We start from the raw sequence: 12758 nt of genomic DNA on the forward strand, positions 1-12758 counted from the left end.
CATGAACCCCGCCGCACCCGCGCCGCTGCCCACTTCCACATCCGAGGCCCGGCCAGACACCGGCACACCCGCTGATCCCGCTGTGCCAGACGACGCCGCTCTGCTGGAGCTGGACAAGGCCAACCGCCAACGGGCCATCGACCCCAGCTGCAGCTTCATCGTCGAAGCCCCGGCCGGGGCCGGCAAAACCGAGCTGCTGACGCAGCGCTTCTTGGCGCTGCTGCAGCACGTCGAGGAACCCGAGCAGATCGTCGCCCTGACCTTCACCCACAAGGCGGCGGCGGAGATGCGCGAACGCATCGTGGGCAGCCTCGAGCTGGCCGCCTTGGGCCATCCGCCCACCGAGGCGCACCGCCAACGCACCTACGAGCTCGGGCTTCAGGTGCTGCAGCACGAGCGCCAGCGCCAGCGCCAGTGGGGCCTGCTGCAGCAGCCGGCGCGGCTGCGCATCACCACCCTGGACGCGCTGTGCGGCCAGCTGGCGCGCCAGATGCCGCTGCTGTCGCGCCTGGGCAGCCAGCCCGGCATCGCCGCCGACGCCCAGCCGCACTACCGCCGCGCCGCGCAAGAAACGCTGCGCCTGCTCGATGCCGATGGGCCGCTGGCTGATTGCCTAGAGCGCGTGCTCGAGCGCTTCGACCACCAACCCGCGCGCTTGGGCGAGTTGTTGCAAGCCATGCTGGCGCGGCGCGAAGCCTGGCTGGCGCTGTGCCACCAAGGCGCCGACCTGCAGCAGGCCGAGGCCGCGCTGCGCGACCTGATCGACGACGAACTGCGCCGCCTCGTGGCGCTGCTGCCCGCCGGCTGGCAAGCGGCGCTGCAACCGGCTGCGCGCTGGGCCGCCGCGCACGCGCTGCAACAGCGCAGCACCCCAGACGCAGACGCGGCCCCAACCGAGGCGCCCAATCCAGCTGCCCAGCAACCGCTGCAAGCCGTGGCCGACTGGCAGCAGCCGCTGCGCGGTGACAGCGCCGAGCTGCCGCTGTGGCGAGGCCTAGCCGAGCTGCTGCTGACGCAAAAAGGCGGCCCGCGCCAGAAAATCCCGGCCGCCTACGGCTTGAGCGGCGCCGGCAACAAGGCGCTGGCGGCGGCCTTCAAGTGCGGCCTCGAGGCGCTGCCCGAAGCGGCGGCGGCGGCGCTTGCGCGGGTGCGGCGCTTGCCCGAGCCGCACTACGGCGGCAACGACCGCGCCTTCATCGCCGACCTGCTGGCCGTGCTCAAGGTGGCGGCAGCACAGCTCTGGCTGGTGTTTCAGCAGGCGCGCGAAGTGGATTTCGCCGAAATCGCCCTGCAGGCGCTGCACGCCCTGGGCCGCGCCGAGGAACCCAGTGAGCTGCAACTGCAGCTCGACCACCGCATCAGCCACCTGCTGATCGACGAGTTCCAAGACACCAGCCCGCTGCAAGTCGAGCTGCTCGAGCGCCTGACGGCCGGCTGGCAAGCCGGCGACGGCCGCACCCTATTTCTGGTGGGCGACCCGATGCAGTCGATCTACCGCTTTCGCAAAGCCGAAGTCGGGCTGTTTTTGCAGGTGCGCGCGCACGGCTTGGGCGCCATCCAGCCGCAGCCGCTGCACCTGTACCGCAACAACCGCTCGCAGCCGCCGCTGGTGCGCTGGGTCAACCAGACCTTTGCCCACGTCTTTGGCCCTCACGACGACCACCGCCGTGGCGCCGTGCGCTTCGCCCCGGCCAGTCCCACCCGCACCGGGCACCCGCTGGCGCGCGTGCAGTGGCACCCGCTGATCGAAAACCGCGCCACCAGCGCGCAGGCCAACGCGGGGGAAGGCGAACCGCAACCCGACGACGAACCCGGCAGCAGCGCCGAGCGCGAAGCGCAGCAGGTGCTGGCGCTGATCGCGCAAGCGCGCGCCGACGACCCCGACGGCAGCATCGCGGTGCTGGTGCGCGCGCGCCGCCACCTCGAGGCGCTGGTGCCGGCGCTGCGCGCGCTGCCGCAGCGGCTGGCCTTTCAGGCGGTCGAGATCGAAGCGCTGGCCGAGCGCCAACCGATTCAAGACCTGCTCATCCTCACGCGCGCGCTGCACCACCTGGCCGACCGCGTGCACTGGCTGGCGCTGCTGCGCGCGCCTTGGTGCGGCCTGACCCTGGCCGATTTGCACCTGCTGGCCGCCGACGCGCCACGCCACAGCGTCTGGCACCTGCTGCAAGACGGAGTGCGCTGCGCGCGCTTGAGCGCCGACGGGCAGCAGCGGCTGGCGCACCTGCGCGAGGTGCTCGGGCTGGCCTTGGCGCACCAAGGCCAGCAGCGGCCGCGGCGCTGGGTCGAGGGCGTGTGGCAGGCGCTGGGGGGGCCGCTCACCTTGGCGCAGGAAGCCGATCTGAACGACACCCAAGCCTACTTCGAGGTGCTCGATCGCTGCACCCGCCACGGCGTGCTGGAGCTCGAGCGCATCGAGGCCGAACTGGAGCGGCTCTACGCCGCGCCCGACCCCGACGGCGCCGCGCTGCAGCTCATGACCCTGCACAAAGCCAAAGGGTTGGAGTTCGACACCGTGATCCTGCCCGGGCTGCAGCGCAAAGCCCAGGGCGCCGACCGCGCGCTGCTCCTGTGGGACCAGGTGCTCGACGACCAAGGCCACGAGCGCCTGCTCTTGGCCACCCAGCCCGAGGCCGGGCACGACGGCCCCTCGATCTACGACTACCTGCTGGCGCTGGAAAACGAGCGCCAGCGCAACGAGGCCAAGCGCCTGCTCTACGTCGGCGCCACACGCGCCCGGCGCCAGCTGCACCTGCTCGGCAGCGCCACCCCCAACCCCAAAGGCGATGCCTTGGGCAAGCCCGCACCCGATAGCCTGCTGGCGCTGCTGTGGCCGGTGGCCGAAAGCGAGTTCGTGCGCGCCTGGCGCTCGGGACTGCAGCCGTGCGGTTCTGATGCCAGCGTCGGGAATGGCACCGATACGAATGCGGATGCTGGGGCGAGCCCAAAGGCGGATGCCGATGCGGATGCGGCAGCAGCCAGCGGCCCGGCGCGACCCACCTTGGCCGAGTACGCGCACCGACTGCAGCGGTTGAAGCAGCCCGGCTGGCCTGCAGCCTTGGCGCACCCCTCCACGTCAAACACCAATGCAGGGCCAGCCCTTGCCGCGGCGCCCCAAACCCCGGCAACCGAAGCCCCCACCCTACCCCGGCGACCGGCGTCAGCCAGCCCAGACACAGCCTCCGCCATCGGCACGTTGGTGCACCGCTACCTAGAGCTGATCGCCCACGACGGACTGGACGCTTGGCCCAGCACGCGCCTGCCACCGCTGCACGGCGCGATGCAGCAGTGGCTGCGCGCCCAGGGCCTGAGCGCGCCCGAGGCCACGGCGGCAGCGAATCGGGTGCAGCGGCACCTGCACACCACCCTGAGCAGCGCCGACGGCCGTTGGCTGCTCTCGGCCCACACCGACGCGGCCAGCGAATGCGCCATCGGCAGCGTTGTCCACCTCACCCCAGTACCGCCCCCAGCACCCGCCTTCGAACCCGGCCCTGAACCGGGCAATGAACAGCCCCCGAGCAGCGGCCACAGCCCCCACCCCCTGCACGTGATCGATCGCACGTTCGTGCACCAAGGCAGGCGCTGGATCGTCGACTACAAAACCACCGAGCACGAGCCCAGCGCACAGCGCAACGGCGATCTGGATACTTGGCGCGCCCAGTTGCAGCGTTACCGCGCCCTCCACGACGACGCCCTGCCGGTGCAGTTGGCGGTGTTCCTCACCCACAGCGGGCGCCTGCTGCGCTTGAGTGAAAACCAAGAGTCAAACCCGGTCATGCCCGATTGCCTTTCAGCCTCTGAGCCACCCAACGCCCGATGAACCGCGCCATTGCCTACGCGCTCGGTTCGGCGCTGCTGTTTGGCGCCAGCACACCGCTGGCCAAGCAGCTGCTCGACACCCTGCCGCCGCTGCTGCTCGGCGGCTTGCTCTACCTCGGGGCTGGGCTGGGTCTGCTGCTGTACCGGCTGCTGCGCGACCGCGGCTGGCGGCACCCAGGCCTGCATGGGCGCGACTGGGGCTGGCTGGGCGGCGCCATCGCCATCGGCGGCGTCATCGGCACCGCCACGCTCATGTTTGGCCTGCAGCACACCAGCGCCGCCAGCGCCTCGCTGCTGCTCAACCTTGAGGCGGTGTACACCGCGCTGCTGGCCTGGCTGGTGTTTCGCGAGCACGCCAGCGCGCGCGTGGTCACGGGCATGTTGGCCATCGTCGCCGGCGGGCTGCTGCTGGCTTGGCCGGCCGAACCCAGCGCCGCCGCAGCGGCCTTGGGCAGCAGCAGCCCGAGCGCTTGGGCCGCCGCCGGCGCCTGGCTGGGGCCGCTGCTGGTGTCTGTGGCCTGCCTGTGCTGGGCCATCGACAACAACCTGACGCGCAAGGTCGCGGCCGCCGACGCCGTGTTCATCGCCGGCAGCCGCGGGCTGGTGGCCGGTTTGGTAAGCACGGCCGGGGCGCTGGCGCTGGGGGCGCCGTGGCCGCCTGTGGGCGCTGCGCTGGCCGCCATGCTGGTGGGGCTGCTGGGCTACGGCGTGAGCCTGGTGCTGTTCGTGCTTGCGCTGCGCGACCTGGGCACGGCGCGCGCCAGCGCCTACTTTGCCACAGCCCCCTTCATCGGCGTGGCGGTGGCGCTGCTGCTGCTGGGCGAGGCGACCACGTGGCTGTTCTGGGGCGCCGGACTGCTCATGGCCGTCGGCGTCTGGCTGCACCTGGGCGAACGCCACGCGCACCGGCACCAGCATGAGGCGCAGGAACACGAACACTGGCACCTGCACGACGCTCACCACGACCACACGCACGATAGCGCCAGCACCAGCGCAAACCCCGGCCTGCTCGGGCACCGGCACTGGCACCGCCACGAGCCCCTCACGCACCGCCACCCGCACTACCCCGACACCCACCACCAGCACCGCCACTGAGCGGCGGCAAACTGTTACCCTCAAGCCCCCCTGACCACGCCTCCCTCAAGCCCACCGCCCCATGACCTGGATCACCCTCAACGGCCTCAGCCTCGCCTACGGCCACCTGCCCTTGCTCAACCGGGTCGATTTTTCGCTCCAAGCCGGCGAGCGCGTCGGGCTGGTGGGGCGCAACGGCAGCGGCAAATCGTCGCTGCTCAAAATCATCGCCGGCCTCGAGCGCGCCGACGACGGCCAGATACAGCGCCAAAACGGGCTGCGCGTGGCCTACGTGCCGCAAGAGCCCGAGCTCGACCCCGAGGCCAGCGTGTTCGAGGCCGTGAGCGTGGGCCTGCAGCGCGTGCAAGAGCTGCTGCAGCGCTACCTGGCGCACGAGAGCGGCTGCGACCTCGACGCGCTGCAGACCGAAATCGAAACCCTGGATGGCTGGAACTGGGAGCAGCGCGTAGCCCAAACCCTGAGCCGGCTCGGCTTGCAGGCCGATGAGCGCGTCGGCAGCCTCTCGGGTGGCGTGCGCAAGCGCGTGGCGCTGGCGCAGGCGCTGGTGGCGCTGCCCGATTTGCTGCTGCTCGACGAACCCACCAACCACCTCGACCTCGACGCCATCGGCTGGCTGGCCGAGCTGCTGCGCGATTTTCGTGGCGCCTTGCTGCTCATCAGCCACGACCGCGACTTTCTGGACCGCGTCTGCACGCGCACGGTGGAGCTCGACCGCGGCCTGCTGCACAGCTACGACGGCGCCTACAGCGCCTTTGAGCGCCTCAAAGCGCAGCGCTTGGCACAAGAGGCGCTGCTCAACGCCCGCGCCGACAAGCTGCTGGCGCAAGAGGAGCAGTGGATCCGCAAAGGCGTCGAGGCGCGGCGCACCCGCGCCCAGGCGCGCATCGAACGCTTGCAGGTGCTGCGCGCCCAGCACGCCCAGCGCCGCGCTGCCGTCGGGCAGGTGCGGCTGGATGTGAACAGCGGGCCGGGCAGTGGCCGCTTGGTGGCCGAGCTCGAGGGCGTGAGCAAATACTTTGGCGATGGCCCCGAGCGCCGCTGCATCATCGACAACTTTTCCACCACCGTGCTGCGCGGTGACAAAGTGGGGCTGATCGGCCCCAACGGCGCCGGCAAAACCACCCTGCTCAAGCTGATTTTGGGCCAGCTCGCCCCCGACAGCGGCCAAGTGCGCAGCGGCAGCCGGATCGAAGTGGCCTACTTCGACCAGATGCGCGACGCGCTCGACCTCAACGCCACGCTCGAAGACTTCATCAGCCCGGGCAGCGAGTGGATCGAGATCGGCACGCGCCGCATCCACGTGCGCAGCTACCTGGGCGACTTTTTGTTTGCCCCGGCGCGCGCCCGTGCGCCTATCAGCGCCCTGTCGGGTGGCGAGCGCAACCGGCTGCTGCTGGCGCGGCTTTTTGCGCGCCCGGCCAACGTGCTGGTGCTCGACGAACCGACCAACGACCTCGACATCGAAACCCTGGAGCTGCTCGAACAGCTCCTGACCGAGTTCGACGGCACCGTGTTTTTGGTCAGCCACGACCGGCGCTTTCTCGACAACGTGGTCACCAGCACCATCGTCTATGAGGGCGCGGGCCAGTGGCGCGAGTACGAGGGCGGGGTCGAGGACTGGATCGCGCAATCGATGCGCGTACACGGCGCGGCGCCGGTCTGGGGCCGCAGCGGTGCGGCCGGCATGGGCACGTCGAGCCTGGCGGGCAGCAGCGGCCTTGGCAGCGCCAGTGCGGCCCGCGCTGCAGGGCCGGCACAAGGCTCCCCCCAAGCCCCCACTCAATCCCCTGCATCCAGCCCCACGGCCACCCCCTCGCCGGCCCGCAGCGCGCCCCAGCCAGCAGCCAACCCCGCCACCGCCAAGCGCAAACTCAGTTACAAAGAGCAGCGCGAGCTCGAGGCCCTGCCGGCGCGCATCGAGGCGTTGGAGGCTGAACAAAAAGCCATCGACGCCGAGCTGGGCGATGGCCTGCTCTACGCGCGCCACCCAGAGCGCGCCGCCGCCCTGAGCCAGCGCCACGCCGCCATCGACGACGAACTGCTGCAGGCGCTGGAGCGCTGGGAGGCGCTGGGCCAGCCTGGCTGACGGGTCCCGGTCGCCTCGGCGACGCGCTGGAGGCATCAGGCGTCAACTGGTGGCGCCATAAAGCACCACAATCGCCCCCATGGGAACCCTCTACCTGGTGCGCCACGGCCAAGCCTCGTTTGGCAGCGACGACTACGACCGCCTCAGCCCACTCGGGCAGCGCCAAAGCCTGCGCTTGGGCGAGCACTGGCGCGCGCACGGCCTGCATTTCGACGCCGTTTACACCGGCACCCTGCTGCGCCAGCGCCAGACGTGGGCGGGCATCGCGCAGGGGCTGGGCAGCAGCCTCGAGCCGCATGAGTGGCCCGAGCTGAACGAGTACGACAGCGCCGCCCTGATCGAGGCCCTGCACGCCCACCCCAGCGCCCCGGCACACACCCCGCAGGGCTACCGCGAGCATTTTCGGCTGCTGCGCGACGCGCTGCGCCAGTGGTCGGCCGGCGTGCTGACGCCGCGCGGCATGGGCAGCCACGCGGATTTCGTCGCCGGCGTCAACGCCGTGCTGGAGCGGGTGCGCACCCTGCACACGGGTCGGGTGCTGGTCGTCAGCAGCGGCGGCCCGATCGCCACCGCCGTCGGTCAGGTGCTGGGCACCACGCCCGAGACCGCGATCGAGCTCAACCTGCGGCTGCGCAACACCGCGCTCACCGAGTTCGATTTCAACCCCAAGCGCCATACGCTGGTGAGCTTCAACACCCTGCCCCACCTGACGCAGCCCGAGCAGGCCGCCTGGGTCAGCTACGCCTGAGGGGCGCAGAGGCAGCGGGCTCGGGCAGTACCTCGGGTTCGGCCTCGGGCTGCGCCTCGGCCTCGGGCTCGGCACCCTCGTCGAGGTCGAGCGCCAGCGCCAGCGCCGGTGCCAGCTCGGGCGCGCCGTCCTCGCCGTCCTCTTCCAGCGCATCGGCCTCGGGGCTGCCCGGCGCGGTGCGCGCCAGCTGCTCGATCACGCTGGCCGAGAGCTCGAGCCCGATCAGGTCGATGCTGCCCAGCCGCACCCGCACCGGGGTGCCGCGCTCCAGGCCGGCGCTGCCGGCAGCAGGCAGCACCAGCGGCAGGGTGTCGGCGCGCACCAAGCCGTCTTTGATGACGCTGGCGCTCAGTTCGCCGATCTGCTGCTGCTGCACGTAGCGCAGCGTCCAGTAGCGCTCCATGGCGTTTTGAAACTGCGCGTAGCTGGTGTAGGTGGCATCGAAGGCGCTGATGATGGCCAGCAAAGCGGTGTCGCGCGGCTTGAAGGGCGCCGCCAGCGCGGCCGCCTTGCCGTGGCGCGCGCAGGCCAGCAGCTGCCACTGGTTGACCAGATCGGTGTAGCGGCGCAGCGGCGAGCTGCTCCAGGCGTAGCAAGCCACCCCCAAGCCGGCGTGCGGCAGCGCCTTGGCCCCCATGCGCACCTTGATGCCCGGCGCCAAGCTGGCTTGGCTGCGGTAAATGGCGGGCACGCCGCAGTCGGCAAGCCACTGGCCCCAAGTGCTGTTGGCCAGGATCATGGCCTCGGCCACCATCAAGTCCAGCGGTGCGCCGCGGCTGCGGGTGCCGATCTGCACGCGCTCCTCGCCCGTCGGGCCCTCGGGCGGCACATCTTGCAGCTCAAAGGTGTAGTCGGGGCGGGTGAAGGTCTCGGGTTTGCCGCGCACCAGCTCGCGCCGGGCTTTGCAGTGCAGCGCCAGCCGGTACAGAAAAGCCAATTCGGCTCGCAACGCCAGCACCTCCTGCGGCAGCGACGCGCCGGCCTCGGCCGCAGGGTCTTGCAGCCAAGCGGCGGTCACGCCTTGGTCGATCTGGTCGTGGCGCAGGTTGTGCGCAATCGGCACCTGCTCGATGCGCGTCTCGAAACCCTGCAGCTCGAGCGTGGCGGCATCGAGGCGCAGATACAGCGACAGCGCCGGGCGCGCGCCCCCGGCATCCAGCGTGTAGGCCTTCACCACGCCATCGGGCAGCATGGTGATTTTGTGCCCCGGCATATAGACCGTGGACAGGCGCTGGCGCGCCACCTCGTCGAGCGCGCTGCCGGGCTCGATCGCCAGCCCCGGTGCCGCGATGTGGATGCCCAGCGTGACCTCGGCGCTGCCCAGGCCCTGCAGGCTCAGGGCGTCGTCGATCTCGGTGGTGCCCGAGTCGTCGATCGAAAACGCCTGCACCGGCGCCAGCGGCAAGCCCTCGGGCAGCGGCGGCAAGGACGGCAGCGGCCCAAAACCCACGCCCTTGGGAAACTGGTCGAACAAAAAGCGCTGCCAATGAAACTCGTAGGCGTTGCGGATGGCGCCGGCGCGCTGCAGCAGCAGCAACGGGGCGGTGTGGGTGCTGCGCGCGGCGTGCACCACGGCCTTGTATTCGGGCGCGTTTTTATCGGGCCGAAACAAAATTTTGTAGAGCTGCTGGGCCACCGCCGGCGGGCACAGGCCCGCAGCCAGATCGGCTGCCCAAGTCTCGGTCTGGGCCTGAATCTGCTTTTTCTTCTCGATCGCCGCCAGCGCCTGCTGCACCACCTCGGCCGGGGCTTTTTTGTAGCGGCCTTTGCCGGCGCGCCTAAAGTAGTGCGGGGCCTCGCTCAGGCGCAACAAGGCCGCGAGCTGCTGCGCCAGCGTGGGCGGGTCTTGAAAATACTCGGCCGCCAGTTCGGCAAAGCCGAACTCGGCCTCGGGGGCAAACTCCCACGCCAGCTCGAGCTCGATCTGGGGCCGCAGGGCCTCGGCCGCCTGCAGCAACGCCGCCGGCTCGGGTTGCGCAAAGCGCAGCAGCACCAAGGCGGCCTTGACCTTGACGCGCTTGCCCGATTCAAGCTCGACTTGCAGCGCGGCATCGGATTCAGACAGGATGCGGCCGGTGAGCAACTTGCCGGCTTCGTCAAACAGGGCGTACAAAATGGGGCTTTCTGGGCGGGAAGGGGGGTGGGCGGCAACGGCCCCGGCTGCCATCGTGCGCCGCGCGGGGTGGGCTCAGAGTTTAACGGCCAGCGCCAGCACGGCCACACCCAAGTGCGGCCGGCGGCGGGCCACACCCAAGGGCGGTAGGCGGCGGACGGCTCTGGCCACACCCAAGGGCGGCGGGTGGGCTGGGTGCGCTCGCAGCGCCATTGCGGCCGAAGGACGCCTAAGCAAGAGCGCACCCAGCCCGCCCGCCGCCCGCCCCCGCAGAACTGCCCCCCGCCCTAAAGTAGCCCCAGCCTCAGAGGCTCTCAGGGGATACCCAGCCACTTGTGCGTTTGCAGCGACAAGCGCCACTGCGGCTGCGCCATGCAGTAATCGATCGCCTGCTGGGTGTGCTGGGCGCGCTGCGGGCCGTCGAGCGGCTGCAAAAAGAAATGGGCAAAATCCAACGCCGCAAAGCGCTCGGGCTCGGCCCCGGGCTGCGGATAGACCAGCTTGAGCTCGTCGCCGCGCCGCACGCGCAGCTCGGTGCCGGCTTTGGGGCTGACGCAGACCCAGTCTAGGCCCGCGGGCAGGTCCAGCGTGCCATTGGTCTCGAGCGCAATCTCAAAGCCCTCGTTGTGCAGCGCCTCGATCAGCGCGGCGTCGAGCTGCAGCAAAGGCTCGCCCCCGGTGCACACCACCAGCGGCCGCCCCGCTCCTGCGCCGCTGCCGCCGCGCCAGTGGCTGCGCACCGCCTGCGCCAGCGCCTGCGCGCTGGCAAATCGGCCGCCGCCGGCGCCGTCGGTGCCCACAAAATCGGTGTCGCAAAAGCGGCACTGGGCGCTGGCGCGGTCGGCCTCGCGCCCGCTCCACAGGTTGCAGCCGGCAAAGCGGCAAAACACCGCGGCGCGGCCGCTCTGCGCCCCTTCGCCTTGCAGGGTGTAAAAAATCTCTTTGACGCTGTAGCTCATGGCAGCCGCACCTGTGCGCCGCAGCCGGGCGTCTGGTACAGATCGACGCGCTCCAGCGCCGCCAGCTCGCGCCGCCCCTGCTGCAAAATCCAGCCGGCAAGGCTCGCGCAATCGCAGTCGGGCAACGCGGCGCGCTCGGCCAACTCGTGCAAAGGCTGGTGGTCGAGGGCTTTGAAAATCGGGTCGAACAGGCGCTTGACGTCGCCAAAATCCAGCGTCCAGCCCTGCACCGCATCGAGCTCACCGCCCAGATGCAGGCGCAGCGTGTAGGTGTGTCCATACAGGGCAGCCAAAGGGTGCTCGGCCGGGGCCTGGCGCAGCCGCCGCGCGCTGTCGAGCGTCAGGTCTTTCCAGATGCGGTAGCGCTGCCCGTCGTAGCGGGCGCCGCAGGAGGCGGTCTCGTACACCGTGACCCGGCTCAAGGCCGGCAGCGCCGGCACGAGCTGCTGCCACAACCACGCCGACAGCACCTCGCTGGTGGGGTTTTCCAGCCCGGGGATGTCGTTCAGGCACTGCCGGTGCAGGCGCTGCTGCAGCGGCGCCCAAGCGCGCTCGATGGCGTCTGCCACCCCAGTCGCCGCCTCGCCCCCATCTGCCCGCACATGGAGCAGCGCCTCGAAGCCGTGCCCGTGCATGCGGCCGCACTTGTGGCCAGCGGGCACGCGGGGCAACTGGTGCGCGGCCTCAAAGCGGTAGCGCCGCCAGATGTGCGCGCCGCCGCCGGCGTCGAGCGTGCAGCCGCTGCGCGGCGTGCTCTGCAGCCCGACCTGGGCCCCTTGCAAGCCATCATGGTGCAAGCGCTGCTGCAGCCAGCGCGCCAGCGCGGCGTCGTCGGGCTCGGGCAAGCAGTCGTTGAGCAGGCGGTGGTCCAGCGCCGCCGTCACCGCCTCCAGGTGCTGCTGCAGCTGTTCGACTTCGGTGCCTGGGCACAGCGCCCAGCCGGGCGCGGCGTGGGCGCGCAGCCGCGACACGAAGCTGTGGCCATGCAGGCGCGCCTGCGGGTGCGGCGCTGGGCGGCCCAGCAGTTGCCGGGCGGCCTCGAAGCCGGCTTGGGCGCAGTGGTGGATGTTCAGCATGGAAATAGCCGCCTCAGGTGCTCGCGCCAAAGCGCTGCAGCAAGGGGTCGGGGCAGCCCGCCTCGGCAAAGCCCTTGGCGCGCAGCAGGCAGGCGTCGCAGGCACCGCAGGGCTGGCCCTGTGGCCCCGGGTCGTAGCAGCTGCAGGTCTGTGCCACGTCCACGCCCAGGCGCAGCGCCTCGCGCACGATGTCGGCTTTGCCCAGGTGTTGCAAAGGGGCGTGGATGCGCAGCCTTTGCGTGCCTTCCACCCCGGCCCGGGTGGCCAAATTGGCCATGGCCTCGAAGGCTTGGATGAAGGCCGGGCGACAGTCTGGGTAGCCGGAGTAATCGAGCGCGTTGACGCCGATGAAGATGTCTGTGCTGCCCAGGGTTTCGGCCCAGGCCAGCGCCAGGCTCAGAAACACCGTGTTGCGCGCCGGCACATAGGTGCTGGGGATGCCCTGCGCCAGCGCCGCCAGCGAGCGGTGCTTGGGCACCTCGAGGGCGGCTTCGGTCAGGGCCGAGCCACCAAAGGCGCGCAGATCGACCGGCAGCGTGACGTGCTGGTGCGCCCCTTGGGCCCGCGCTTGCGCCCGCGCCAAGTCCAGCTCGTGGGCGTGGCGCTGGCCGTAGTCGAAGCTCAGGGCGCAGGTGGCAAAGCCGCGTTCGCGCGCCAGGGCCAGCACGGTGGCCGAATCGAGCCCACCGCTGAGCAGCACCACCGCCTTGGGTAGCGCCGCCTTCATGGCTGCAACGCCGCAACCAAAGCGGATGGAGCGGATGGAACGGACGAGGCGGGCACAGGGAAGGGCCGCCCGTTGGGCGCACCCGATAGGAGCAAAGTCATGACAGTCCTTTTTTTTCGAGATGGGGGCGAGGGA

8 protein-coding genes are annotated in these 12758 nt (G+C 70.7%); 4 read left to right on the forward strand and 4 right to left on the reverse strand.

Annotated features, from left to right (window positions below):
- Position 1 precedes the first annotated feature (1 nt).
- The 4 genes from SMCB_RS10465 (at position 2) to SMCB_RS10480 (ending at position 7748) form a co-directional block, all read left to right on the forward strand.
- Positions 2-3820 (forward strand): UvrD-helicase domain-containing protein, encoded by a 3819-nt coding sequence (locus SMCB_RS10465; RefSeq protein WP_082027366.1) that lies wholly within the window; start codon positions 2-4, stop codon positions 3818-3820.
- Positions 3817-4914 (forward strand): DMT family transporter, encoded by a 1098-nt coding sequence (locus SMCB_RS10470; protein ID WP_045536864.1) that lies wholly within the window; start codon positions 3817-3819, stop codon positions 4912-4914. The genes SMCB_RS10465 and SMCB_RS10470 overlap by 4 nt, the downstream gene beginning before the upstream one ends.
- Before the next feature lie 61 nt (positions 4915-4975).
- Positions 4976-7000, forward strand: coding sequence for an ABC-F family ATP-binding cassette domain-containing protein (locus tag SMCB_RS10475; protein WP_045536865.1), 2025 nt, complete (start codon positions 4976-4978; stop codon positions 6998-7000).
- A gap of 79 nt (positions 7001-7079) precedes the next feature.
- Positions 7080-7748 (forward strand): histidine phosphatase family protein, encoded by a 669-nt coding sequence (locus SMCB_RS10480; RefSeq protein ID WP_045536866.1) that lies wholly within the window; start codon positions 7080-7082, stop codon positions 7746-7748.
- On the opposite strand, the gene SMCB_RS10485 is transcribed toward SMCB_RS10480, so the two are convergent.
- From SMCB_RS10485 to queC, 4 genes are all read right to left on the reverse strand, one after another.
- A complete protein-coding gene (locus SMCB_RS10485; protein WP_045536868.1) occupies positions 7735-9861 on the reverse strand; it encodes a ribonuclease catalytic domain-containing protein in 2127 nt (708 codons plus the stop codon). The genes SMCB_RS10480 and SMCB_RS10485 overlap by 14 nt on opposite strands.
- 314 nt (positions 9862-10175) lie before the next feature.
- A complete protein-coding gene (gene queE, locus SMCB_RS10490; protein ID WP_045536870.1) occupies positions 10176-10820 on the reverse strand; it encodes a 7-carboxy-7-deazaguanine synthase in 645 nt (214 codons plus the stop codon).
- Complete coding sequence (locus SMCB_RS10495; protein WP_045536872.1) at positions 10817-11896, reverse strand: 6-pyruvoyl trahydropterin synthase family protein; 1080 nt, start codon at positions 11894-11896, stop codon at positions 10817-10819. The genes queE and SMCB_RS10495 overlap by 4 nt, the downstream gene beginning before the upstream one ends.
- A gap of 13 nt (positions 11897-11909) precedes the next feature.
- Positions 11910-12623: a 7-cyano-7-deazaguanine synthase QueC gene (gene queC / locus SMCB_RS10500; RefSeq protein WP_045536874.1), complete on the reverse strand. Its 714-nt coding sequence runs from the start codon at positions 12621-12623 to the stop codon at positions 11910-11912.
- Between the last annotated feature and the right edge of the window lie 135 nt (positions 12624-12758).

This window comes from Serpentinimonas maccroryi, assembly GCF_000828915.1.
GTDB classification, from domain to species: Bacteria; Pseudomonadota; Gammaproteobacteria; order Burkholderiales; family Burkholderiaceae_C; genus Serpentinimonas; species Serpentinimonas maccroryi.